This window comes from Arthrobacter sp. Sr33 (assembly GCF_054511195.1).
This window is the reverse complement of sequence record NZ_JBTNDD010000001.1, coordinates 323,929-346,722: the sequence shown is the minus strand read 5'-3', so window position 1 is coordinate 346,722 and position 22,794 is coordinate 323,929. Positions and strand designations below refer to the sequence as shown.

The window sequence follows — 22,794 nt, the reverse complement described above, 5'->3', positions numbered from 1 at the left end:
ATCAGAGAGCCATGCGGTATCCGACTCCTCGTACCGTTTCAATAAAGGATTGTCCGAACGATGATGCGAGCGCGAGCTTCTTACGCGTCCGCATGATGGCCAGCCTGGACCGGGTTTCCCCGCCTGGTCCGCCATCCTGGCAATGTGATGTAATCTCGTCCACGCCTACTACTCGAGGCGACTCGGCCATCAGGTAGCGCAAAACCTCGAATTCCTTCGGAGCCAAGTGCACCGGATTACCTTCAACGGTCACCCGCAACGACTGAGGATTCAGGTGCAACGGACCTGAGCTCAGCTCATTCCCTGAACCGCTTGCAAGCACACCCAGCTGACCGATCGCTGCTGCAATCCGCTCCGCAGTGGACGGCAATGGGATTAACCCGCGCGCGCCGCCTTCCAATGCGCGGAAACCCAGAATCTGGCTGGCTTCAGTGGCCAGGATGCCGACTAAAACAGGGATTCCCGCCAATTCCGACGCCGCATGGACGAACCTATCGAGCGGTACCCCCTCCATGTCCGTGGGCGCAATCACCACTTGCGGATTGTTGGCTCCGATACCCAAGAGGGCGCTGGCTCCGTCGTCGTACTGATGAATCTCGATGCCCTGACGCATGAGTGACAGTTCATCGTTGGCGTAGGAAACGGAGGCCGACCTCACCGAGACAACATGGCAGGGCCACCGGGTGATCGCGCCCATGGACGGCCCAGTCCTTTCCACCCTACGTATCCTGCTCTCAACTCGTTCGGCCACCGCACTCATCCGAACCGGCCGGAGATGTAATCTTCGGTTCGCTGATCATCCGGATCCTCAAAGATCTTTGTGGTCTTGCCGTATTCGACCAGGACGCCGGTACGGTCCCCACTGCCTTCGGCCGCGAGCGCCGTGAAGAAGGCTGTCCGATCGGCAACGCGGGCCGCCTGCTGCATGTTGTGGGTGACAATCACGATCGTGTAGTCCTTCCGCAACTCATGCATCAGGTCCTCGATACGAGTGGTGGCGATCGGGTCAAGCGCCGAACATGGCTCATCCATCAGGATTACATCGGGCTGGACAGCTATGGTCCGCGCAATACATAGACGCTGCTGCTGGCCGCCGGACAATCCGAACGCCGATTGCTTCAGCTTGTCCTTCACTTCGCCCCAGAGAGCTGCTTTGGTGAGAGCTTCCTCCACTAGGTCGTTCATGCTCTCGACCCTCATGCCAGTGACGCGGGGGCCGTACGCGATGTTGTCATAGATCGATTTCGGGAACGGATTGGGCTTCTGGAACACCATTCCGATCCGCCGGCGCACTTCAATCGCGTCGATCCCTGGCGCGTACATGTCCACGCCACGGAAGGACACGGTTCCTTCGACCCGTGCTCCTTCGACCAGATCGTTCATCCGGTTCAAGGTCCGCAGCAGAGTTGACTTCCCGCAACCCGAAGGGCCGATCAATGCGGTGATTTCGTTCAGCCCGAACTTCAGGTTCACATCGGTGACGGCTCTGAATTTCCCGTAGTAGACATTGACGTCATCGCAGGTAAGCAATGCATCCGGTTGGTCCGGTAAATTATCGTTCTTTTGGGAGCTACGGAAATGCACAGGAACACCTTGCTGTTCCGACTTGCCCCCAGGCTCGACCGTCATATTCGTTGATTCAGTCATGTTTACCACCGTGTCTGGAAGCGATTGCGGATGAAAATTGCCAAGCCGTTCATGATCAGGAGGAGCCCGAGCAACAGGATGCTGGTGGCTGCGGCGAGTTCCTGGAATCCTGCCTGAGGCCTGCTGGTCCAGTCAAAGATCTGGATAGGCATAGTGGTGTAGCCGCTCATGAGCCCGTTCGGGTCGAAGCTGAGGAAGACCAGCGCGCCGAGCACGAGCAGCGGAGCTGCTTCGCCAAGCGCACGAGATAGAGCCAGGATTGAACCAGTGGCGATGCCTGGCACCGAGGCGGGAAGGATTTGCCGCCAGACAGTCTGCCATTTGGTGGCCCCGAGCGCCATCGACCCCTGTCGGATCTCCAGCGGCACCGATCTGATGGCCTCACGGGTCGAGATAATAATCACCGGCAGGATCAGCAGACTCAGAGCCAGCGCACCAGCTATCACAATGTTCTTGTTCTGCACACCGATGAGAGCGAGAAAAGCCAAGGCGAGAAGTCCGTAAACGATCGCGGGGACCGCTGCGAGATTTTGCACGTTCAATTCAATGATCCGGTTGTACCACTTGCGTTTGTCAGCGAACTCTTCCAGGTGAATAGCGGCTGCGACGCCCAGTGGCAGCGTCATCACGGCGGTAGTTCCAATCACCCAGGCGGAACCCAGGATGGCTGGTCTCGCACCGGTGCGGTCAGGATCGGACGCGGGATATTCGGTGAACAGGCCAGTAGTGAACCTTCCAGCCCCATCAAGAAAAGTGGTGATGATGAGAATAATGAGGAAGAGGAAAGAAAACGTGATGCAGGCCCAGAGGAGGATAAGGAAAATCAGTGCAGTTGGACTTCTTTCACCGCTGAACTTGCTTTGGCGATGACCCAGCGGTTTGACGACGTCGGCTATTGATCTCATCAGTACTCCTCCCGGAACTTGCGGACAAGGCGGATGCTGATGAAGTTCACCAGCAGGGTGATCAGGAACAGCAGGAGTCCAACAGCAAACAGTGTGTCGTATTCGAGGGATCCGACCCTGGAGTCGCCAAGGGCCGCGTTTGCAATGAACCCCGTCATCGTTTGCCCCTGTTCGAGCGGATTGTTAACAATCCGTGCCTGGTTGCCAGCAGCCAGCGCGACAATCATGGTTTCGCCGATCGCCCGGGATACGCCGAGCACAATTGCTGCGACAATCCCCGACAGGGCAGCCGGGAAGACTACCCGAATGCTCGTCTGCATCCGGTTCGCTCCCAGTGCTGCGGAACCTTGCCTTAGCGCTGATGGCACAGCGCTCATGGCGTCCTCGGAAATCGAGGCAATTGTGGGGACGATCATCACGCCCATGACCACTCCTGCAGCGAGTACGCTAAAAGCCCCTGTTTCAAGGTTGAGCCACTCCCTGAAGACGGTCGCCTGAACAAAAGTCAGTGCAAAGTAGCCGTATACAACTGTCGGTACACCGGCCAGAATCTCAAGAATTGGTTTGAGAACCTTGCGGACACCCGGCTTGGCGTATTCGGACAGGAGGACAGCCGCTCCCAGCCCAAGCGGGACTGCGACGACTAAGGCAATTGCGGTGGTCCAAGCCGTCGCTGAAATAAGTGGGAGAACACCGAACGAATCATCGGCGAAGCGTGGTGCCCAGCGGTCCCCGAAGAGAAAGTTGGTGAGCGGAACTTCGCGGAAGAACCCAAGCGACGGTATCAGGAGGGCAAACACGATGCCGATCGTCGTGATAACCGTGAGGATTGCTGCAAGGCGAAGAACGCCGAGTATTACTGCCTCGCCGTAGCGCTTCTTGCCCTGAAACTGGGCCGGGACCGGGCGGTCCGGCGCGCTGGCCGGACCGCCCTTTTCTGTAACGACTGTCATGAATGAACCGTCGATTTCCTGTTAGATAATTTCTTACTTCGAGTGACTAGGAGTCAATTGAGGCGAGTTCTTCCTGCGCGGTAGCCTGCTGATCGTCGGTCAGGCCGATGAACAGCGCTGCCTCAGCAATCTCGGCGGCATTCTCGACGTAGAAGTCAATGAACGTTGCGACCTGTGGCTTTTCGGTGTATGAATCGTTGGCGACATACACGAACAGCGGGCGACCCAGTGGAGCGTAGGTTTCGTCCTGGACGGTCTCTGCCGATGGGGTAACGCAACCGTCACCGTTGTCGACCTGGACAATCTTCACGGCGTCGGGGTTTTCCTCGGCGTAGGACAGCCCGAAGAAGCCCATCGCGCCGGCTGCACCTTGCACGCCCTGGACTGTGACATTGTCGTCCTCCGACGGGCTGTAGTCGGTGCGAATCGCGCCTTCTTCGCCGTTGATGGCCTCAGTGAAGTAGTCGAAGGTACCGGAGTCAGTGCCCGCGCCGTAGAGCACCAGCTCCTCATCAGGGAAGGAAGGGTCGACCTGGTTCCAGCTGGTGATCTCCCCTTCTGACTCGGGCGCCCAGATGGTGGCGAGCTGTTCGACCGTGAGGCAGTCGGCCCAGTCGTTTTCAGGGCTCACGACAACTGACAGACCATCGTTGGCCATGATGATTTCGGTGAACCCGATACCGTTCTCTTCACAAATGGCAACTTCATCATCTGCAATGGGGCGGGAGGCGTTGGAGATGTCGGTTTCACCGGCGCAGAACGCGGCAAACCCACCGCCGGTGCCTGAGGTGGCAACCGTGACGTTGATGTCGGGCTCTACATCGCGGAACAGGTCAGCAGCGGCTGACGAGAGAGGAGCAACTGTCGACGAGCCGTCAGCGGCTACCGAGCCGGTGGCTGCTCCAGCTTCCGCTGGCTCGCCATTCGATTCTGGCTCGGCCTGGCCGCCACATGCGGAGAGCAGCAGAGCGGCAATGGCGATTGATGACGCGACGCCAACGCGACGGGGAAGTCTGTTTTGCACTGTATTGATCCTTCCAATGGCAACTTGCGCTGCCCAGGGTATGGGGAGGTCGGCGGTGCCGACAAGAATCAATAGAAGCTCGCCTATATGAACACAGGATGAACAGAAGTTGGCTATAGAATTTACATAGATAAAGATCTATGTAATGTATCGGCGAGAGAATGCACCGCTGCCTTCTAGGCGCCCCGACGCTGGGGCGCCTGAAGAAGGTCAACCAGCTCCAGGAGTTGCTCCATTTCATCCGCGGATCGTTGATCCGCGCCGCTGCCCGCAAAGAAGGCCGCGTCATAGTAGAGGCCGTCACCCATCAGCTTCACTGCACGGGCCACCGGATGGCTCCCTAGTGCCAACTCAAGTGCCTCGAGCCACAAGGACTGGATCTGGGCGAAGTTTTGCTGTGCCTTCGGGTGCCCCTGCTGGGCCAGTCGCGCCATCGCCACAAGCGCGCGATCCAAAGCGCTGTCTTCATAGACAGAGGTCCGGACGTAGTAGCGTGCCGCACCGTCGGGGTCGGCGGCCATCAGCTCCCGGTCCCGTGCGGAAAGAGCGAGTAGCCGCTCCCCCAACGCATCGACCAACGCCTCCTTCGACGGAAAGTGGTATAGCAGACCGCCCTTGGACACGTCAGCTGAGGCGGCCACCGCCTCCATGGTGGCAGCCCGCTCCCCGTCGCGGATAAGGATGTTTTCGAAACTGTCGAGGATGCGCTCTTTGGAACTGGCCATGCATTCATCGTAACGGTGCTTCAAATTTTACTGTACCGGCTGGACGGTATAGCCTCGAGTGATGAGCACATCGACCTACTTCACCGAGCCGTCAACCGGAGCGGCAGCACAGCACCCCGCTCCCGGCCGGGCGGGGAGGCGCGAGTGGACCGCCCTTGTTGTTCTAATGCTGCCCGTCCTGTTGGTTGCGGTAGACAACACGGTGCTCGCTTTCGCGACCCCCGCCATCTCCCTGGCCTTCAACACCAGCGGCACCACCCTGCTGTGGATCATCGATAGCTATCCCCTGGTCCTGGCGGGGCTACTGGTCGCAATGGGCAGCTTCGGCGACCGTTTCGGCCGCCGAAAGCTCCTCATCATCGGTGCCATTGGCTTTGCCGTCTTCTCGGTCGCCGCCGCCTACTCGCCCACGGCAGAACTGCTCGTCGCATCCCGGGTGGGCCTTGGCGTCTTCGGCGCCATGCTGATGCCCTCGACGCTCTCCTTGCTGCGGAACATCTTCACCGATCGCAACCAGCGCCGTCTAGCTATCGCTATCTGGGCCGCCGGGTTCTCGGCCGGCGCAGCCATGGGACCGCTAGTCGGCGGCGCACTTCTTGAACACTTCTGGTGGGGGTCGGTATTCCTACTGGCCGTCCCGGTACTGGTGCTGATGCTGGCGCTCACCCCGGCGCTGGTTCCGGAATCGAAGGACCCCAACCCGGGGCGGGTGGACTACTTGAGCATCGTCCTCTCCGTGACCACCATGCTGCCCATCGTCTTCGCGATCAAAAACTTCGCGAAGGGGGACTCGGTGACGGTCACCGTCGCCGCCGTCGTCATCGGACTTACGGCGGGCACGCTGTTCACCAGGCGCCAGCTCAGCCGATCGAACCCCATGCTCGACGTGCGGCTGTTCACGGTGCGCGCCTTCACGGGGGCGGTGCTGGTAAATCTGCTGGCGATCTTCTCCCTGGTGGGGTTCATCTACTTCGTGTCGCAGCACCTGCAGCTGGTCCTTGGGCTGAGCCCCTTGAACGCGGGCCTGGTTCTGGTTCCCGGCCTGGTAATGACGATCATTGCGGGACTCACGGTGGTTCCCATCGTCCGCCGGGTGCCACCGCGCGTAGTTGTACCCATCGCCTTGCTGCTATCCGCCGCAGCGTACGCCTTCGTGGCGGTCACCGGTCAGGGTGGGTCGGCCGCCATCTTGTTGTTCGCGTTCATGCTGCTTGGTGTGGGTGTCGGTGCATCCGAGACGGTGTCCAACGACCTGATCCTCGCAACGGTGCCCGCAGAAAAGGCCGGGGCGGCGTCAGCAGTATCCGAAACCGCCTACGAGGTTGGTTCGGTATTCGGCACGGCCCTGCTGGGTAGCGTGCTGCTCGCGTCCTACCAGCGCAACCTGGTCCTTCCGGAGGGCTTGAGCCCGGATCAGGTGACCACCGCGACCGAAACACTGGGCGGCGCGGTGAATGTGGCCGCCGCGCTACCGGCCGACGGCGGCAGTCGGCTGCTCGAGTCGGCTTTCCACGCCTTCGACAGCGGAGTGGTGCTCACCTCAAGTATTGGGGCAGCGCTCATGCTGTTCGCAGCCGCGTTGGCCCTGTGGAGCCTGCGGCGCGCTTAAGAAACCGCGGGCGTACGTGGGGAGTATGCCTTCCCACGTACGCCCGGCAGATTCGCTCCCGGCAACCCTAGGCCGAAGGGGTGATGCCACCGGAGCAGGCAGCGCCCGGCTCAAGGGTCTGCTCGCCCTGAATGTACCGCTCCAGGAAGACCGCGAGACGGTCGTCGTCGGCCGTGTCAACGCCGAGCTGTAGGCCCCAGGCACTCGCGGCGATGGGCGACTCCTGATCGGCGTAAGGGCTGAGCAGGACGTACCCACTGGACCCCACGAGGTCGGTCAGGGCATCAATTTCGTCCTGAGGCAGATCGGGCTGATAGGTGATCCATACTGCACCGTGCTCCATCGAGTGGACGGTGTTCTCGTTGGGAAGCTCCGAGGTGTAGACGCCGCAGTTGGTCCAGACGGCGTTGTGATCTCCGCCCACGGGTGGAGACTGCTCGTACTCAACAGGGGCGTCGACGTGGTTGTTCGTCAGGCCATCAAATTCCTGCAGGCCTTCGATGGGCTGACTGGCGAGCGCTTCGATGCGCTGGTTCTCCTGCACCTGACCCACAATCACAATGGTCACCGCGACAATGATCGCCACGACCACCGCGCCGATGCCACCAAGGATCAGAGTGGTGCGCTTGCGGTCGCTGGCGCGCTGCTTGGACTGGATGGCAGCCAACCGCGCCTGGCGGTCGGCATTGTCCTGGGCTCGCTTCTTGTTCAACGCGTAAATCCTTTTTCCTTGAGTGTGTTTGAAACAAATGTACCGTCGGTGCCGCTAGAGCTTGTCCAGCATGTCTTCCATTGCAGTAATTTCGGCGACCTGGGCTACAGCCATCTTCTCGGCAGCACCCTTCACCCGGGGCTCCTGGGCAAGTTCCGCGCCTGCCTGCGCCATCTCGGCGCCTGCCTCATGGTGGGTGATCATCAGCGTCAGGAAAATCCGCTCTGCCTCGACTCCCGAAGCATCAGCAAGTTCCTGCAGCTGCTCGGCGGTAGCCATCCCAGGCATCAGACCGTTCGGCTCCAACATGCTTCCACCGGTGTGATGATCCATTGACCCTGCCATCCAGGCCATATTGGGCGCGGAGGAACTTTGGGGCAGCCCCCACTCTTCCAGCCAGGCATACATCTGACCGATCTGGTGCTGCTGCGTCATCGCAATGTCATACGCAATGGTGCGCACCACCTCGTCATCGGTCCGGTCTCGCACCAACCGCGACATCTCGACCGCCTGGGTGTGATGAATCTGCATGTCGCGGGCAAAACCAGCATCGGCGCTGGTGCCGGACGGATGGTCGGTGCCCGTACCGATCCGGCCAGCAACAAAAGCAAGGACAAATAGCGAGACCAGCAGCGCTCCGGCCAGAACAATGAGCAGGCGCTTCTGCCACGTCTCGAGGTGCAGGGTCATCTATCTTTTTTCCTTGTTTTCCAGGTGCTGGCGGTGGTTCCTTCTTCTCTAACGTATTGCATCAGGCTCGACGTTCCCTGAACGAACATGAAGATACCCCCCTAGGGTACTTGAAATATACCGGTAGGGGGTATATGTTCGATGAAGAACGAGGAGGACCAATGAGTGACACCACCATCGAACACGGCTATACAGCGGACAAGGACGCCTATCTTCGGCGCCTGAGGCGGATCGAGGGCCAGGTCCGCGGGATCGCCCGGATGATCGAGGAAGACAAGTACTGCATTGACGTCCTCACCCAGGTGTCGGCGATCAACAAGGCCCTCCATGCGGTCAGCATGGGGCTCCTTGAGGAGCATATTGCCCATTGCGTGGTGGGCGCCGCCAACGAGTCCCAACTCACGGGGAACCCCGAAATTGTCCAGGAAAAAGTCCAGGAAGCCTCGGCAGCGATCAGTCGCCTGCTGAGGTAGCAAACCCCCAACACCCAAGGAGTACACCCATGAGCACCACCACCGTCAGCATTTCAGGCATGACCTGCGGCCACTGCGTTGATTCGGTCAGCGAAGAAATCAGCGCCCTCGACGGCGTCCAGAGCGTCACCGTCGACCTCAACAAGGGTGGCGTCTCCACCGCCACCGTGACCTCCGACGGCGACCTCGACCCCGACCAGATCGGCGAAGCGGTAGCCGAAGCCGGCTACCTCGTTGTCGCCAACGACGCCTAGGCGCAACAGCGCCTAACTCCAGCAGTTCGACTTACTAGCATCACCAAGGACCCCCATGAGCACCGATCAGCTGTCCACCTCTCCACCGACCAGGATTGTCGAACTCGATATCCAGGGCATGACCTGCGCGTCCTGTGTGGGACGGGTGGAGCGCAAACTCGGGAAGCTTGAAGGAGTCCAGGCGAGTGTGAATCTGCCGCTGGAGTCCGCCACCGTCACAGTCCCCGAGAACATATCGGATCAGGACATCGTGGACACGGTCCATGCGACCGGGTACACCGCCCAACTGAAGCGGCCGGCCCACAGCTCCCCTGGCGACCCAGCACTGGACGGCACGGACCCGGTGCACTCCGATCACGTGTCACACGGGGGGACCGCCGCGCAATTGCGGCCGCGGCTAATTGTTGCGGCGCTGCTCACGGTGCCGGTCGCCGTCATTTCCATGGTGCCCGCGGCGCAGTTCCCCCACTGGGGGTGGCTGGTTTTCGCTCTCACCCTGCCCGTGGTCACCTGGTCTGCCTGGTCATTCCACCGGGCGGCCGCCATCAACGCCCGCCATCTCTCTTCCACAATGGACACCCTGGTCTCGATCGGCGTCACGGCCGCGTTCCTCTTCTCGGCCTGGCAGCTCCTGGCCGACCCCTCGATCACCGAACACGCCGGTATGGCCATGAGTGATCACGCCCTGTACTTCGAGGTGGCGGCCGTCGTCGTCACTTTCCTGCTGCTGGGCCGCTACCTGGAAGCGAACGCCAAGCAGCGCGCAGGGGAGGCACTCAAAGCGCTCCTCAGCCTCGGAGCCAAGGAGGCGACAGTGCTCCGCGATCAGGATGGGCGTCGCGTGGAGGTCAAAGTGCCCGCCGACTCCCTCGTGCACGGCGACCAGTTCGTTGTGCGGCCCGGAGAGAAAATCGCCACCGACGGCGTCGTGATCGATGGGGCGAGTGCTGTTGACACCTCGCTGATCACGGGCGAGTCAATGCCGGTGGATGTCGGTGTTGACGACGTCGTCACCGGCGCCACCATCAACACTTCGGGACGCCTGATTATCCGGGCCACCCGGGTAGGCAGCGAAACCACCCTCGCCCAAATGGGACGGCTGGTCAGCCAGGCGCAAAGCGGCAAGGCACCGATTGCCCGCCTGGCGGACCGGATCAGCGCCGTATTCGTGCCGATTGTGTTGGTTATTGCCGTCCTGACCTTTGTCGGGTGGATGGTCCTTACCGGCGACCTTCAATCGGCTTTCACTGCCGCGGTCGCCGTCCTTGTGATCGCCTGCCCGTGTGCGCTGGGCCTGGCCACGCCGACGGCCCTGCTGACCGGTTCGGGTCGCGGCGCCCAGCTGGGCATCCTGATTCGCGGCCCTCAGGTCCTGGAAGACACCCGGACCGTCGACACCATCGTGCTGGACAAGACCGGCACCGTCACCACGGGCAAACTGGCCGTGACCGACGTCGTCGTGCTTGGGGCACTCGACCGCACGCGTGTCCTGGCACTGGCTGGCGCCGTCGAGGCGGCCAGCGAGCACCCGATTGCCCAGGCGATCGCGGCTGCTGCCCCTGGGCATCCTTCGGTGACGGGGTTCAGCAGTTCAGCGGGCGGCGGGGTCCGGGGCACCGTCGACGACGGCGGACGGGAGGTCACGGTGGTTGCTGGGCGCTCGGGCTGGTTGGAGGAGAACGGCGTCGTCATCAGCGGGGAGCATCTGGCCGAACTGCAGGACCAGCAGGATGCAGGTTCCACCGCCATCTGGGTGGCAGTGGACGGCCGCGTCGCCGGGCTGGTGTCCCTGAAGGATACGGTCAAGGAATCGTCGGCGGCCGCCATCACACGGCTCAAGGAACTGGGTCTCCGGCCCATCCTGCTGACCGGCGATAACGCTGCAGTTGCCCGGAGGGTGGCCGAGCAGGTCGGCATTGCCCCCGACGACGTCCTCGCCGGAATACTGCCCGAGGGGAAGGTCCAGGCGATCCAGAAACTTCAGGCCGAGGGGGCCACGGTGGCCATGGCCGGCGACGGAGTCAACGACGCCGCAGCGCTGGCCCAGGCCGATCTTGGCATCGCGATGGGCTCCGGCACTGACGTGGCTATCGAGGCAGCCGACCTGACCGTGATGGGGAACAGCCTGGAGCAGGTGGCCCAGGCCATCGAGCTCTCACGGATCACCCTGCGCACCATCAAGACCAACCTGTTCTGGGCCTTCTTCTACAACACCATTGGAATCCCGGTGGCGGCCCTCGGCTTCCTCAACCCCATGGTCGCCGGCGCGGCGATGGCCGCGAGTTCGGTGCTGGTAGTGGCCAACTCGCTCCGGCTGCGCAGGTTCGGCAAGTAACGGTCGGCGGGGATGGTTCTAGGGCAGCGGAACAGGTTCGACGTCGTTCGCCCGCTCCAGGGGCTGGATCCCATCAGCTGGCGTGCGTAGCTCATCGACGCGAACCATCACCACTCCGCCGATAATCAGCAGACCGCCCAGCAGCTGGATGGGTCCCGGCAGCTCACCGAGCATCAGCCAGGACGCGAGCACCGCAAACATCACCTCGGTGAGCCCCACAAAGGAAGCCACCTTCGAGCCGAGCTGACGGGCGGCAAGGATCCCGGTGAAGTAGGACACCACGGTCGAGATCAGGACCAGGCCGAGGACGGGGACCAGCCAGCTCGTCTCCCAACCAGCCAGTGTCACATCCCGAAATTCAAAGGTGAACGGCATGATGCCCACCAGCCCCATGACCCCGATCGCCACGGCGCCCACCACCATGCCGCCCCCTGCCATCACCAGCGGCGGCAGGCCGTCGTCGGCCTTGGCTGACATGAGGAAGAAGACCGCCAGGCAGACCGCCGCCGCAAGCCCGTAAATGACTCCAATCGGGTCCAGCCGCTCGTCCGAGGTGAGATCCAGCACCAGGAGCAAACCCAGCATCGCCGTCACCGAACCAGCGGCGGTGAGGCGGCGTGGTGCCCGGCGGCTTCGCGCCCACAGCCATCCGACAATCAGTATCGGCGCCAGATATTCCAGCAACAGGGATACGCCCACTGACATCCGCTGCACAGCGTTGAAGTAGAAGAACTGGCAGAGCGCGATGGCAGTGACACCGTAGATGATGAGGGTCAGTGCACTGCCGCGAAGTGCGGTCCAGCGCCCGCGGAGCGCAAACAGGACCGGAATCAGCAAGACCAGGGCGGCACCACCAATGCGCACACCGACGGCAGCTCCGGGGCTCCAGCCGATTTCCAGCAGCGATTTGGCAAACGGCCCGGACACGCCGAATGCCGCCGCCGAGATGACCGCCCACCACAGACCCGCCGCTGCGCCGTTTTTCATGCTGAACCTCATTAGTGTCATGACCAAAAGTTGATTATGGTAGTGACAGTAGACCCCAACAATGTCAGGAGTCAATGTGACCTTTGCTAATGACACAGAGGTTGCGTTGATCTCTGCGGCAGCGCTCATCAACACGGGCAAGGAGGAACCCGACCAACTGACAACACTGGCGGACCTCGACCGATTCCTGGCGGAACAGGACTTCTCCGGCTCGCGCGCCCATACTGCCAACGAGTTGGCTGCGGTGGTGCAGCTCAGGGCAGAGCTGGAGGAGGTATGGACGTCAACGGAGGACGACGCCGTCGCGCACGTCAACCGGATGTTGAGCGACGCCCGCGCCCTTCCCCAACTGGTACGTCATGATCACTGGGACTGGCACCTGCATGCCACCGGGCCCGAGGCTCCGCTGGAGGACCGAATGGCAACCGAAGCGGCGATGGCGCTGGTCGATGTCATCAGGACCCATGAAATGGAGCGGCTGCGGATCTGCGCGGCCGACGACTGCAGCGCCGTGGTGCTGGACCTGAGCCGGAACCGCTCGAAACGGTACTGCGACACCGGAAATTGCGCGAATCGCGCCCACGTCAAGGCCTACCGGGCCCGAAAATCGGCTACGGGGTAACCCCTCGGGGCCAGAAAAGTCCCGCACCCGCATACCAGTGGTTGCCCAACAGCGCACCTGCAGTGCCACCACTTTTCTGGACCTGGGCCTGCAGTGCCACCACTTTTCTGGACCTGGGCCGGAACGACGGGCCAGCGGGCAGGGTCAGCGAGGGCTGTCCGGGCCGCCGCGCGGCGTCCCTTTGATGTTTCCGTCCTTATCGAGGTTGCCTGCGCCGCCCTGGATTTTCGACGATGACCGATTGATGCCGGTTCCCTTGCCCAGGTGATCAGCGTTGGGCTTCTCCGTCATCAGGAGCAGCGCACAGACCACCAGCGCCGCAATGAACGCGATACCGGCAGCGGTGAGGCCGATATCAACCCTGAGTTCCCTCGTTCCACCACCGGTGGAGACAACCATCGCGACGATACCGGCCACCGCCCCGAGGACAGCAGAGAAGATGAGAGGGCCTTTGACACCCTTGACCGATTTGGACACTGTTACTCCTTGAGAAATTGCCGCCGCACATTCTTCTACGAAGGGTAGAAAGACTGCCGTGTCTAGTTTACGCGGTTGACGGGGACGCCTTATCCGCGTGACGTACATCATGCCGGAAGCCGAACGACGCGATCGCCAGAACAACGGCGATGATGATCGCCCCGCCTCCCGTGACGCCGAGCAGCGCGTGCGCCCCAGCGTCCTGGAAAAACGGAAGCAACAATCCCGAGGTCATCCCCACTGCACCGACCACGATGAGATCTTTCCCAACGACGTTGAAGCGGCGTTGGCGGATTCCCACAAACAGGTCAACAGCCCCGGAAATCACCAGAACGAGCGCAACAACCTGGGCGAACATCGCATCGGTATGAATCCACAGGTTGAGCACGCCCCCCACCAGGAGGAACCCCGGCCCGATCCCGGCCACCCACCGGTCGCCGCTGGTCTTCACCCCGGCAGCCCGCTCCAACCAGGCCGCCAAAACTGCGAGCGCCAACAGGTACAGTCCACCGGCCACTGACGCGACATGAACCGATGGTTGAACCCAGAAAATCGTCAGGGCCCCGAAGGCCGCGGACACAATCGCGCGAAAGAGCAGCGGCCGCCAGACCGCCGCCGCTTGATCGAGCGGAGTGCGTGGCGGTTGGACCGTCGCATCCTGGGGTGCGGCACCCATTGCGTAGACCTCCGATAGACACAGGGCTGATCACTTCAGTCCAGAAGTCCTAGTTTATCCCCGAGTGGACCCCGTGAAGTCTGTCGGGGACCCATGCCTAGTGGGCGCCGGTTACCATCCAACGGTCGTTGCGGACCCGCCAGGCCAGGGTCAGGCCACGAGCAGCCATGTAGCCCACACCGAACGCCACCCACAGCCAGACGATACCGGCGGGTCCGGTCAATTCGGCGTTGAAGACCCAGATCAGCAGCGGCAGGTAGAGCAAAAGATTGACGACGCCGGCGATCGCCAGATACTTCGCGTCTCCGGCTCCGATCAGCACCCCGTCAAGCACAAACACCAGCCCACAGATGGGTTGTGACGCGGCGAGGACAAAGAGCCCCGCCGCGAGCGCCGACTGGACTGACTCGTCAGTGGTGAAGATCCACCCGACAAACGGCGCAGCCACCGCAAGGAGCGCACCGGTAATGACCCCAAATCCCAACCCCCAGCCGATCATTCTGCGGGTCAACGCGTGCGCGAGCGGCTTGTCGCCGGCACCCAGTTCCTTGCCGATCAGGGCCTGCGCAGCGATGGCGATCGCATCGAGGGCAAACGCAAGGAAGATGAAGATGGTCATCACTAGCTGATGTGCGGCGAGGGAAACCGACCCCTGCGCCGTCGCGACGTAGACCGTGGCGAGGATTGCGGCCCGCAGGCTCATGGTGCGCAACATGAGCCACGAGCCGACCCGCGCCGTCGCCCGTAGTCCAAGCCAGGACAGGCGCAGCGGGACCCGGTTCTTTCGGGACAGCCGGTAGACGATGGTCAGGTACACGGCGGCCATCCCCCACTGCGTGATGCTGGTCCCGAGCGCCGACCCGGCCACCGAGAGCCCCAGCCCGTACACCAGGAGGAAATTGAGGCCGATATTCACCGTGAAACCGATGCCCGCCACCAGCAGCGGCGTTTTGGTGTCCTGCAGGCCGCGGAGCACGCCGGTTGCCGCGAGCACCACCAGCATCGCGGTCAGGCCAGGCATCGAATACCGCAGGTAGTCGACGGCGAAGTCATGCACCTGCCCCTCGGCGCCCATCAGAGAGGACAGTCCGGGCGCCAGCACCCAGCCCGCGGTGGACAACACCATGCCCAGCACCAGTGCCAGGCCAATCCCGTCCCGGCCCGCTGCCACCGCATCCTGCATCCGCCCCGCGCCCAGGAACCGTGCGACGGCGGGCGTGGTCGAGTAGGCGAGGAAGACCATCAGCCCGACCGCGGTGTGCAGCACGGTGGACGCCAGCCCAACGCCCGCAAGTTCGTCGACACCCAGGTGCCCCACAATGGCTGAATCGGCCAACAGGAACAACGGCTCCGCGATCAGCGCGCCCAACGCCGGCACGGCAAGGTGAAGGATCCGGCGGCTCAGCTCGCGGGTGTCAGGCAGTGCGGTGGTCACAGTGCCACCTTAATGCCTTGCTCCGAACCGTCTCCTACCCGAGTGGAAGCGGTCAAGGGACGCTGGTCGGCTAGGCTTAATGCCGGGGCACGACGGCGCACAGGAGAGTTCAATGCAAAAACAGGTCTGGTTCTTCATCGGCGGTCTGGTGGCCTTCTTCCTGAGCACTCTCTTCATCCCGCAGGGCATCTCCGATTTCGCCAGGGCCGCTGCGCTCAATGAGGCGGTGCCCGCAGGTGCCGGGCTGAACCTCGGGATCGGTGCGCTCCTGATCGCGATAGCGATCGCCTCTCTTGCGACCGGCTATGTCGTCCGCCGCAAACACCACTCCAGCCTCGACCAGGACTAGATCCCCTTCTCCACCATTTCCAGCAGGCGCCCCGCGGCACTCAACCGCTGATCGGCGTCCAACCCGCGCAGCGGGCCGTCGATCACCAGCATGGCCAGCCCATGCACCGCCGACCAGGCAACAAATTCCGCACCCGGACGCCGGTCAACCGGCAACACCCCGGCGTCAACGAGCGCATCCAGGGCGTCGGACAGCAGCTGGAACGGGGTCCTGCCGTGCGGCCCGGCAGAGTCTTCAATCGCAGCGTCCCGCAGGTCAATATGGTTGGCGAATGCGGTTCTGAACAACCCCGGCTCGGTTTGGGCGAAACGCAGGTACCCGGCCCCGACCGCGCGTAGTTTCGCGCGCGCGAGCCCGACATTGCCGAGACGAGCGCCGTCGTCGTCGTCGATCGCTGACTGCTCCTCCTCCATAGCTGCCGCCAGTCTCGACTGTGCGGCAAGGGATACAGCCCACAACAGCGCTCTCTTGTCAGCAAAGTGCCGATAGGCGGCGTTCGGGGTCACACCGGCGCGGCGGGTCACCTCACGAAGGACGACGGCGTCGGGTCCACCCTCACGCGCCAGCTCGGTTCCCGCTGCGATCAGCGCCCGCCGCAAGTCACCGTGCCGGTACGTGGTGCGCGGATTCGACTGCTGGGTCACAGGCCCTCAACCTAACTTCGGACAACTAAAAGTAAACAGTGTCAACAATTGTGTCACGAGGCATCAGCCGTCCTGCAACGAAACCCCGGAGGAAGATCAGGGCCGCAGCTCGTTCAGCAGATTGGCGCGAGCGGCTTCCAGCCACAGTCGTTGCGCCGGGACGGTGCGGAACAATCGGTCCATGGCGAGGAGCCGCCGCACGACGTCGCTGCGGCCGACAGTGAAGTCGTGATCCGACACGTGGGCATATTCCTGGCGTACCGCCGCGACATACTGCCCGTATTGGTGCTCCGGCCTCCCCAGGACGGCCAGATCCGCGTCGCACAGCAGCTCGCCGGCGCGGTCGCCGGGTATCGGGTCGTGTGACGCGGTCAGGTGCACCAGTCTGGCCACCTCCGCCACCTCAGCTGCCGGCACTATCTCTGACAGCCAATCCTGGGCCAAGGCAGCAGACGCTCGCTCGTCCGCTCCGGCGACGCCCTCGTAGACGGCATCGTGAAACCACGCGCCAAGCCGGACCCGGCGGCGCAGGTGCTCGTCGTCGGACGGCAGGAAAATCACATCGAGCGCCTCCAGCACCTCGAGGAGATGGGAGGGTGTGTGGTAGCGGCGATGCGCCTCGGACCATCGGCCCAGCAGGCTCTCACCCAACTGTGGAGCCTGCGGCGCCACCGCACCCCACCGCACCAGCAGGGCACGCCGTAACCTCGGCGCGCGCTGCCGGGCCGGGATGCGCAAACCACTGGAGATCAGGATCCGGGTCAGGGTTCCGCAATCCACCTCCCTCGCCCCCAAGGCCACGAGTGTGCGGTAGCGGCGGGCCGGAACATCGTAGTGATCGCCGTCGAAGGCCCGTTCGGCAATCCCGGCGACGGCAGCAAAAGCGTGAAGCTCGGCGACGGAGGTATCCGAGATCAGGTGGGAAAATTCGGTCCCGTGGGCTGGCCATAGCGGGGGGTCTATGAAGATGGCCATTGCTCCAGCTTACCGGGGGCAGCGCGGGCCACTCAGAAAGTGACACCACTTATCCCTTGACGTGACACCACTGTGGTGTCACGATGGTGAGATGGAACTAGGGCAGTACATCCGTGACCTGCAACGCCAGTTGGTGGACGCCTCCGAGACCGGCGCCGACGACACCCGGGCAATCGCCGAACGGCTTGCCGCCGGGCTGGATGCTGCAACCCGGATCGTCCTGCTCGATGTCCTGTCGGCGGCAGCCGGCGAAATTACCCGGGACCTGGCACCTGGGTCCGTGGACCTCCGACTCAGGGGCCGGGAGGTCGAGTTTGTGGTCTCCCTGCCCGCAGTGGAGACGGAAGCGGACGGACCGAGCTCTGTGGCTGTTGACCATGAGGATGCGAGCACCACCCGGACCACACTCCGTCTTCCCGACGCGCTGAAGGCGCGGGTGGATGATGCGGCGGCGGCCGACGGTCTATCAGTCAACACCTGGTTGGTCCGGGCGGTAGCGGCCGCGCTCCAGCCCAAGCAACGACGCTCAGCGCAGCGTGCCCTGCGCACCGGCGACAACTTCGCGGGCTGGGCGCGCTAACCCGTCCGCCTGACAACTCCATTAACCACGCGAGCCCGCGGGGTAATACACACACGCCTACCAAGGGGAGTACTTCAGCATGCCTACCTACACCACCCCCAGTGCCATCGACCTCGCCATCAATCTGCAGGTCGGTGCGATCGACGTCATTGCCAGCGACCGGCCCGACACGGTGGTCACCGTTTCGGCCACCAACCCGGACCGGGCGGTCGACCGCCGGGGCGCCGAAGCGACAACCGTCGATTTCGACGGGCAACGGCTCACTATCTCCGGCCCAAAGCCCCGCTTCAGCGTGATTGGCCCCACCGAATCGGTGGACCTGCTCATCGAGCTGCCAGCCGATTCGCGGCTCACCGTCAAAATCGCTGTCGGCGGTGTGCGCACCATCGGCCGCCTGGGCGCCACCCGGATCAAGAGCTCGATGGGCCCCGTGGAAGTGGACGCCGCCACGGGCGACCTGTGGTTGCGGGTCGGCCACGGCAACGCGACAGTCGGCTCGGTCGGAGGTGGTGCCGAGGTGACTGCCGACCACGGTCAAATACGGGTCGGCGCCATCACCGGCGACGCCATCCTCAAGGCCTCCCATGGCGCCATTTCAGTGGAGGAAGCCGCGGGTGAACTTGAGGCGAAGCTCTCCTACGGCGACCTCCATATCGCCCGGGCGCTGGCATCCGTCACGGCCAAGACAGCCTACGGCAGCATCACCCTCCCCGACGTCTCAAACGGCAGCATCGCCGTCGAGAGCGGGTTCGGCCAGATCAGCATCGGGGTGCGGCGCGGCGTCGCCGCCTGGCTCGACCTGGCGTCAAAGCTTGGCCAGATCCGCAATGAGCTCACCGGCGATCAGGCTCCAGCGCCATCAGAGCAGTCAGTAGCCGTCCGGGCACGCACCCATGGCGGCAGCATTTCCATCAACCGCGCCCCGTAGGTGGGCGCGCTCATCGAGAACACAGAATCCAGGAACCAGACATGGGAACTTCAGCAATCAGCGTTGAGGGGCTGCGGAAATCGTACGGGAACAAGGTGGTGCTCGACGACGTCCACCTCCACGTCAGTGCGGGAACCGTTACAGCCCTACTCGGCCAGAATGGCGCGGGTAAAACGACAACGATCCATATCCTGTCTACTCTCATCCGGGCTGACGCCGGCACCGCGGCGGTCGCAGGATGCGACGTCGTTAGCTGCAGTGGTTTGCCCAGTATCAGCCGTTTACCCCCTTCATCGAAGCTATCCGCGGGTTGCTGCTTGGCAACCCACTGGACTGGAACCTTGGCTTGTCGCTCGGGTGGTGCGCCGTCATCATCGCCGTCGGCTACGCCTGGTCGATGGCAATCTACGAACGGAAGTCGGTGCGCTGACCCAAGCCTGCCACGTCGCCGACGACGCCGCGGCGTCCGATCGACCTATGTACAGGACACCGCGCCTATGCCATTGTTTACAGTGTTCACATCAGTTACCCACTGAACCGAGGACCCCATGACAACAACTCTCCTGGCCATCGGCACGAAGAAGGGCCTCTGGCTTGCGACCAGCACCGACCGGCTGACCTGGACGCTCTCCGACCCACACTTTTTGATGCAGGAGGTGGCGAGCGTGGGCATCGATACCCGTGAGGGCCGAACCCGGATCATGGCGGGCGTGCTGTCCTACCACTGGGGCCCGACGGTGGTCTACTCCGACGATCTCGGCGCCACCTGGTCTGAACCCGAACACGGTGCTATCAAGTTCGCGGCGGACGACGACGCTGCCGTCGAACGGATCTGGCAGCTCCATCCCGATTCCGCCGACCGCCCGGGAGTGGTTTGGGCCGGTTGTCAGCCCATCTCGGTGTGGAAGTCGACCGACTACGGCGAGCACTTCGAACTGAATCGCGGCTTATGGGATCACCCTCACCGCCCCGAATGGGGTGCCGGTTTCGGTGGCGCCGCAGCGCACTCAGTGGCTCCGAGCCCGGTCGACGACACAGTCCACGTGGCGATGAGCACTGGCGGGGTGTATCGCTCCGACGACGGTGGAACGTCCTGGACGCCGCGGAACAAGGGCATTTCGGCGTACTTCATGCCCGACCCCAACCCCGAATTCGGTCAGTGCGTGCACAAGATAGCCCGCGACGCGGTGGAGCCCACGAGACTGTATGCGCAGAACCACCACGGGGTCTATCGGTCGGACGACAGCGCCGAAACCTGGGAATCAATTGCCGAGGGCCTGCCCGCGGATTTCGGATTTGTGATGCTCGCGCATCCGCATCGTGCTGGAACGGCGTGGGTGATCCCACTGAAGGCCGACGGCGAACGCATCCCGCCAGCTGCCAGGCTCGCAGTGCACCGCACCTACGACGCCGGATCCTCCTGGACGCGGCTGGACCAGGGGTTACCGGAGAAGGAATATAACGCGGTGCTGCGGGACGCCGCCGGCGTGGACGCGCTGGACCCGGTGGGTGTGTACTTCGGCACCCGGGGCGGCACCGTGTACGCGAGCGCCGACGAGGGCGCAACGTTCACCGAAGTGGTCTCCCACCTGCCCGACGTCCTGTGTGTCCGCGCCTCAGCTGTCGTCGGCTCCTAGGGTGGGCGCCACCTCGGGCGGTGTGACGGTCCTGATTCCGACCCTCTTGCGGCCCTTGATCGGCGACCGGTCATCGGTGCCTGTCGCCGCTGAATCGCCGGTCCCCCTCGCTCAGCTACTCGACACCCTGCACGAGGGTTATCCGGTGTTCGCCCGGCGTATTCGTGACGAGACGGGCGCCCTGCGCCGGTACGTCAACGTGTACGTCGATGGGGAGGACGTGCGGCGCCTGGCGGGGCTTTCGACACCAGTCCCGCCAGGCGCCGAGGTGATGATCATCCAGTCCGTGGCTGGCGGCTAGCCGGATACACCGATGGATTCACTTGATGAGGCAGTGGCGGCGTTGGGTCAACCCGAGCGTGAGTGCCTGGAACGGCTTATCGCTGTCGCTCGCGCAGCGGCACCCGACGCCGTCGCCGGGGTGAGCTACGGAATACCTGTATTGAAAGTCGGGGGCAAACCGCTGATCGGTGTCACGGCCAGCGCCCGGCACCTTGCGGTCCACCCCTTCTCACCGGCAGTAGTCGACCAGGTCCGGGGAAGGCTCGGCGACTATTCACTTTCCACCGGCACGATCAGGTTCACGCCGGAACACCCCCTTCCGGCGACGGTAGTTGTTGAGATTGTGCGGGCACGGCGAGCTGAGATCACGGGTTCCGCCTAATTTGGGGTTGCTCACGGTAATCCACGGCGGCCTGGTCTACGCTTTGCAGGTACCTGTAACACCAACAAGGAGCCCTACCGCCGATGGCTATGACTTCAGGCCCAACCAGCCGGATCGGCGATAAGTTTCGCGCTGCGGGCGATGCCCTGCGCACGCAGCTCTGGCCGCTGCCGGTCTTTGCCGTGCTGGTGGCAATCGGACTGGGTGTGTGGCTCCCTCTCCTGGATGCCGCGATTGGCGAGGACATGCCGTCGGCGGTTTCCTATCTCCTCATCAACGGTGGTCCCGATGCTGGCCGTGCCATCCTTGAGGCGACGGCCGGTTCGCTGATCACTGCGACGTCATTGACCTTCTCCCTGACGGTCGTAACGCTGCAACTGGCCAGCAGCCAGTTTTCTCCGCGGCTCCTGAGAACCTTCACCGGGGACCGGGTGGTGCACGCGACGCTGGCCCTGTTCCTGGGCACCTTCGCCTATGCGCTGACCGTCCTGCGGACAGTTCGTTCCGGTGAGGACGGCGAGGAAGCGTTTGTTCCACACATTGCGGTGACTTTCGCCTTCCTTCTTGCGATTGCCAGCGTCATCGGGCTGGTGTTTTTCCTGGCCCATCTGGCCCGGGAAATCAGAGTGGAAACGATTATGCGTAAGGTCCACGGCGAAACGGCGGCGACCGTTGAACGGGTATTCCCCGATCGACGGGGTTCAGCAAGCCCGGTGCTGCCGGTAGCGCCAGACTCCGCGGCCCTGATAGTCGCGGCGAAGTCCGGGTTCCTGACCGGGGTTGATGAGGAACGGATCCTTGCCGCAGCGGTGAAGCACCATGCGATCGTGAGAGTTGATTGCCGCGTCGGTTCGTCCCTTGTGAAAGGCGTACCCATGGCCGTCGGTTGGGCGCGCAGCGGGGAGCCGAGTATGGATGATGAGGCACTGAAGGCATTCCGCCACGACGTGGTAGCCGCTTTCAACTACGGATTCGAACGGACCGCGGTGCAGGATGTCGCCTTCGGGTTCCGACAGCTTATTGATGTGGCGGCCAAGGCCTTATCGCCCGGCATCAACGACCCAACAACCGCGATCCACGTGCTTGGGCACACTTCAGCGCTGTTGTGTGATCTCACGCAGCGGGAGCTGGGAGAGCGCGTACTGCGCGACGACGACGGGTTGGTTCGGGTCATTCTCCACCGCCCCGACTTCGCCGCGTTCCTGAACATCACCCTCGACCAGCCAGTGCTTTACGGGAGTTCCGACCCGGCGGTGGTTGATCGGGTCCTGAGTCTGCTGCAGGAGGTCGCCTGGCACGCGGCTGATGAGGACAAGCCGGCGGTCCGCGAACAGCTACAGCGAGTCGCTGCAGCTATCCGGCAGGAATCGCACCCGCCGGCAGTGCAGGAACACCTGCAGGGCCGGCTGGACGAGGTGAACCAGGCCCTTGACGGCGTCTGGTCACCACGCGGCCCGGTGGCAGGCGGCCGGGTCTGATCACCAGGGTCCGGT

Annotated in this window: 26 protein-coding genes and 1 pseudogene; 13 read left to right on the top strand and 14 right to left on the bottom strand. The window is 63.1% G+C overall.

Annotated features, from left to right (window positions below; translation table 11 throughout):
- Position 1: 1 nt before the first annotated feature.
- The 6 genes from ACX80T_RS01750 to ACX80T_RS01725 form a co-directional block, all read right to left on the bottom strand.
- Complete coding sequence (locus ACX80T_RS01750) at positions 2-697, bottom strand: winged helix-turn-helix transcriptional regulator (protein ID WP_024475988.1); 696 nt, start codon at positions 695-697, stop codon at positions 2-4.
- 59 nt (positions 698-756) lie between these two features.
- Positions 757-1,530: a phosphate ABC transporter ATP-binding protein PstB gene (gene pstB, locus ACX80T_RS01745; protein ID WP_024475987.1), complete on the bottom strand. Its 774-nt coding sequence runs from the start codon at positions 1,528-1,530 to the stop codon at positions 757-759.
- Between the two features lie 119 nt (positions 1,531-1,649).
- On the bottom strand, positions 1,650-2,552 hold the full coding sequence (pstA, locus tag ACX80T_RS01740; RefSeq protein ID WP_024475986.1) for a phosphate ABC transporter permease PstA: 903 nt from the start codon (positions 2,550-2,552) through the stop codon (positions 1,650-1,652).
- The gene (gene pstC, locus ACX80T_RS01735) at positions 2,552-3,505 is read right to left on the bottom strand and encodes a phosphate ABC transporter permease subunit PstC (RefSeq protein WP_459303547.1); all 954 of its coding nucleotides are present in this window, start codon (positions 3,503-3,505) and stop codon (positions 2,552-2,554) included. Before pstC ends, pstA begins: the two co-directional genes overlap by 1 nt.
- Before the next feature lie 46 nt (positions 3,506-3,551).
- Positions 3,552-4,529, bottom strand: a complete 978-nt coding sequence (locus ACX80T_RS01730; protein ID WP_024475623.1) for a PstS family phosphate ABC transporter substrate-binding protein — start codon at positions 4,527-4,529, stop codon at positions 3,552-3,554.
- 176 nt (positions 4,530-4,705) lie between these two features.
- Complete coding sequence (locus tag ACX80T_RS01725; RefSeq protein ID WP_019482118.1) at positions 4,706-5,254, bottom strand: TetR/AcrR family transcriptional regulator; 549 nt, start codon at positions 5,252-5,254, stop codon at positions 4,706-4,708.
- Between the two features lie 61 nt (positions 5,255-5,315).
- On the opposite strand from ACX80T_RS01725, the gene ACX80T_RS01720 reads away from it, so the two are divergent.
- Positions 5,316-6,863 (top strand): MFS transporter, encoded by a 1,548-nt coding sequence (locus tag ACX80T_RS01720; protein WP_024475624.1) that lies wholly within the window; start codon positions 5,316-5,318, stop codon positions 6,861-6,863.
- Positions 6,864-6,930: 67 nt separating this feature from the next.
- Here ACX80T_RS01720 and ACX80T_RS01715 read toward each other — a convergent pair whose 3' ends face one another.
- Both ACX80T_RS01715 and ACX80T_RS01710 read right to left on the bottom strand, forming a co-directional pair.
- Entirely contained in the window at positions 6,931-7,575 is a 645-nt protein-coding gene (locus ACX80T_RS01715) for a DUF3105 domain-containing protein (RefSeq protein WP_024475625.1), read from the bottom strand.
- A gap of 54 nt (positions 7,576-7,629) precedes the next feature.
- Positions 7,630-8,265: a DUF305 domain-containing protein gene (locus ACX80T_RS01710; RefSeq protein ID WP_019482115.1), complete on the bottom strand. Its 636-nt coding sequence runs from the start codon at positions 8,263-8,265 to the stop codon at positions 7,630-7,632.
- Positions 8,266-8,426: 161 nt separating this feature from the next.
- Here ACX80T_RS01710 and ACX80T_RS01705 point away from each other — a divergent pair, with 161 nt between their 5' ends.
- From ACX80T_RS01705 to ACX80T_RS01695, 3 genes are read left to right on the top strand one after another with little or no spacing between them, the layout of a single operon-like run.
- Entirely contained in the window at positions 8,427-8,738 is a 312-nt protein-coding gene (locus tag ACX80T_RS01705) for a metal-sensitive transcriptional regulator (protein ID WP_019482114.1), read from the top strand.
- A gap of 29 nt (positions 8,739-8,767) precedes the next feature.
- Positions 8,768-8,992, top strand: coding sequence for a heavy-metal-associated domain-containing protein (locus ACX80T_RS01700; protein WP_019482113.1), 225 nt, complete (start codon positions 8,768-8,770; stop codon positions 8,990-8,992).
- A gap of 55 nt (positions 8,993-9,047) precedes the next feature.
- The gene (locus ACX80T_RS01695) at positions 9,048-11,327 is read left to right on the top strand and encodes a heavy metal translocating P-type ATPase (RefSeq protein WP_024475626.1); all 2,280 of its coding nucleotides are present in this window, start codon (positions 9,048-9,050) and stop codon (positions 11,325-11,327) included.
- 18 nt (positions 11,328-11,345) lie between these two features.
- Here the strand turns inward: ACX80T_RS01695 and ACX80T_RS01690 are convergent, their stop codons facing one another.
- On the bottom strand, positions 11,346-12,314 hold the full coding sequence (locus tag ACX80T_RS01690; RefSeq protein WP_024475627.1) for an EamA family transporter: 969 nt from the start codon (positions 12,312-12,314) through the stop codon (positions 11,346-11,348).
- A 76-nt stretch (positions 12,315-12,390) separates the two neighbouring features.
- On the opposite strand from ACX80T_RS01690, the gene ACX80T_RS01685 reads away from it, so the two are divergent.
- Complete coding sequence (locus ACX80T_RS01685; protein ID WP_459303546.1) at positions 12,391-12,936, top strand: CGNR zinc finger domain-containing protein; 546 nt, start codon at positions 12,391-12,393, stop codon at positions 12,934-12,936.
- A 144-nt stretch (positions 12,937-13,080) separates the two neighbouring features.
- Here ACX80T_RS01685 and ACX80T_RS01680 read toward each other — a convergent pair whose 3' ends face one another.
- The 3 genes from ACX80T_RS01680 to ACX80T_RS01670 form a co-directional block, all read right to left on the bottom strand.
- Positions 13,081-13,413 carry a hypothetical protein gene (locus ACX80T_RS01680; RefSeq protein WP_019482109.1) on the bottom strand — a complete coding sequence of 111 codons (333 nt, stop codon included), beginning with the start codon at positions 13,411-13,413 and terminating at the stop codon, positions 13,081-13,083.
- A gap of 67 nt (positions 13,414-13,480) precedes the next feature.
- Positions 13,481-14,089, bottom strand: coding sequence for a hypothetical protein (locus tag ACX80T_RS01675; protein WP_024475629.1), 609 nt, complete (start codon positions 14,087-14,089; stop codon positions 13,481-13,483).
- A gap of 97 nt (positions 14,090-14,186) precedes the next feature.
- The gene (locus ACX80T_RS01670) at positions 14,187-15,524 is read right to left on the bottom strand and encodes an MATE family efflux transporter (protein WP_459303545.1); all 1,338 of its coding nucleotides are present in this window, start codon (positions 15,522-15,524) and stop codon (positions 14,187-14,189) included.
- A 112-nt stretch (positions 15,525-15,636) separates the two neighbouring features.
- Here ACX80T_RS01670 and ACX80T_RS01665 point away from each other — a divergent pair, with 112 nt between their 5' ends.
- Positions 15,637-15,873, top strand: a complete 237-nt coding sequence (locus tag ACX80T_RS01665; RefSeq protein ID WP_019482106.1) for a hypothetical protein — start codon at positions 15,637-15,639, stop codon at positions 15,871-15,873.
- Here ACX80T_RS01665 and ACX80T_RS01660 read toward each other — a convergent pair.
- Together ACX80T_RS01660 and ACX80T_RS01655 are read right to left on the bottom strand one after the other, a co-directional pair.
- Positions 15,870-16,517: a TetR/AcrR family transcriptional regulator gene (locus ACX80T_RS01660; RefSeq protein ID WP_024475631.1), complete on the bottom strand. Its 648-nt coding sequence runs from the start codon at positions 16,515-16,517 to the stop codon at positions 15,870-15,872. The two genes, ACX80T_RS01665 and ACX80T_RS01660, sit on opposite strands and share 4 nt — an antisense overlap.
- Before the next feature lie 96 nt (positions 16,518-16,613).
- Entirely contained in the window at positions 16,614-17,492 is an 879-nt protein-coding gene (locus ACX80T_RS01655; protein WP_024475632.1) for a DUF4031 domain-containing protein, read from the bottom strand.
- Between the two features lie 91 nt (positions 17,493-17,583).
- Here ACX80T_RS01655 and ACX80T_RS01650 point away from each other — a divergent pair, with 91 nt between their 5' ends.
- The 7 genes and pseudogenes from ACX80T_RS01650 (at position 17,584) to ACX80T_RS01620 (ending at position 22,779) form a co-directional block, all read left to right on the top strand.
- A complete protein-coding gene (locus ACX80T_RS01650; RefSeq protein ID WP_024475633.1) occupies positions 17,584-18,072 on the top strand; it encodes a hypothetical protein in 489 nt (162 codons plus the stop codon).
- A 79-nt stretch (positions 18,073-18,151) separates the two neighbouring features.
- Positions 18,152-19,000 (top strand): DUF4097 family beta strand repeat-containing protein, encoded by an 849-nt coding sequence (locus tag ACX80T_RS01645; protein ID WP_024475634.1) that lies wholly within the window; start codon positions 18,152-18,154, stop codon positions 18,998-19,000.
- A gap of 41 nt (positions 19,001-19,041) precedes the next feature.
- Positions 19,042-19,239: pseudogene (locus tag ACX80T_RS01640) on the top strand (ATP-binding cassette domain-containing protein); the annotation flags it as partial.
- 309 nt (positions 19,240-19,548) lie between these two features.
- Entirely contained in the window at positions 19,549-20,637 is a 1,089-nt protein-coding gene (locus ACX80T_RS01635) for a WD40/YVTN/BNR-like repeat-containing protein (protein ID WP_024475635.1), read from the top strand.
- 1 nt (position 20,638) lies between these two features.
- On the top strand, positions 20,639-20,938 hold the full coding sequence (locus ACX80T_RS01630) for a MoaD/ThiS family protein (RefSeq protein ID WP_459303544.1): 300 nt from the start codon (positions 20,639-20,641) through the stop codon (positions 20,936-20,938).
- A gap of 12 nt (positions 20,939-20,950) precedes the next feature.
- On the top strand, positions 20,951-21,301 hold the full coding sequence (locus tag ACX80T_RS01625; RefSeq protein ID WP_024475637.1) for an iron chaperone: 351 nt from the start codon (positions 20,951-20,953) through the stop codon (positions 21,299-21,301).
- A gap of 83 nt (positions 21,302-21,384) precedes the next feature.
- Positions 21,385-22,779, top strand: coding sequence for a DUF2254 domain-containing protein (locus tag ACX80T_RS01620; RefSeq protein WP_019482100.1), 1,395 nt, complete (start codon positions 21,385-21,387; stop codon positions 22,777-22,779).
- Positions 22,780-22,794 lie beyond the last annotated feature (15 nt).

Coding starts and splice junctions, on each gene's coding strand:
- ACX80T_RS01710 (WP_019482115.1), bottom strand. CDS start 8,265: ATGACCCTGCACCTCGAGACGTGGCAGAAGCGCCTGCTCATTGTTCTG.
- ACX80T_RS01750 (WP_024475988.1), bottom strand. CDS start 697: ATGGGCGCGATCACCCGGTGGCCCTGCCATGTTGTCTCGGTGAGGTCG.
- ACX80T_RS01700 (WP_019482113.1), top strand. CDS start 8,768: ATGAGCACCACCACCGTCAGCATTTCAGGCATGACCTGCGGCCACTGC.
- ACX80T_RS01695 (WP_024475626.1), top strand. CDS start 9,048: ATGAGCACCGATCAGCTGTCCACCTCTCCACCGACCAGGATTGTCGAA.
- ACX80T_RS01645 (WP_024475634.1), top strand. CDS start 18,152: ATGCCTACCTACACCACCCCCAGTGCCATCGACCTCGCCATCAATCTG.
- ACX80T_RS01675 (WP_024475629.1), bottom strand. CDS start 14,089: ATGGGTGCCGCACCCCAGGATGCGACGGTCCAACCGCCACGCACTCCG.
- ACX80T_RS01650 (WP_024475633.1), top strand. CDS start 17,584: ATGGAACTAGGGCAGTACATCCGTGACCTGCAACGCCAGTTGGTGGAC.
- pstC (WP_459303547.1), bottom strand. CDS start 3,505: ATGACAGTCGTTACAGAAAAGGGCGGTCCGGCCAGCGCGCCGGACCGC.
- ACX80T_RS01690 (WP_024475627.1), bottom strand. CDS start 12,314: ATGAAAAACGGCGCAGCGGCGGGTCTGTGGTGGGCGGTCATCTCGGCG.
- ACX80T_RS01705 (WP_019482114.1), top strand. CDS start 8,427: ATGAGTGACACCACCATCGAACACGGCTATACAGCGGACAAGGACGCC.
- ACX80T_RS01665 (WP_019482106.1), top strand. CDS start 15,637: ATGCAAAAACAGGTCTGGTTCTTCATCGGCGGTCTGGTGGCCTTCTTC.
- ACX80T_RS01635 (WP_024475635.1), top strand. CDS start 19,549: ATGACAACAACTCTCCTGGCCATCGGCACGAAGAAGGGCCTCTGGCTT.
- ACX80T_RS01720 (WP_024475624.1), top strand. CDS start 5,316: ATGAGCACATCGACCTACTTCACCGAGCCGTCAACCGGAGCGGCAGCA.
- ACX80T_RS01655 (WP_024475632.1), bottom strand. CDS start 17,492: ATGGCCATCTTCATAGACCCCCCGCTATGGCCAGCCCACGGGACCGAA.
- ACX80T_RS01725 (WP_019482118.1), bottom strand. CDS start 5,254: ATGGCCAGTTCCAAAGAGCGCATCCTCGACAGTTTCGAAAACATCCTT.
- ACX80T_RS01620 (WP_019482100.1), top strand. CDS start 21,385: ATGGCTATGACTTCAGGCCCAACCAGCCGGATCGGCGATAAGTTTCGC.
- pstA (WP_024475986.1), bottom strand. CDS start 2,552: ATGAGATCAATAGCCGACGTCGTCAAACCGCTGGGTCATCGCCAAAGC.
- ACX80T_RS01625 (WP_024475637.1), top strand. CDS start 20,951: ATGGATTCACTTGATGAGGCAGTGGCGGCGTTGGGTCAACCCGAGCGT.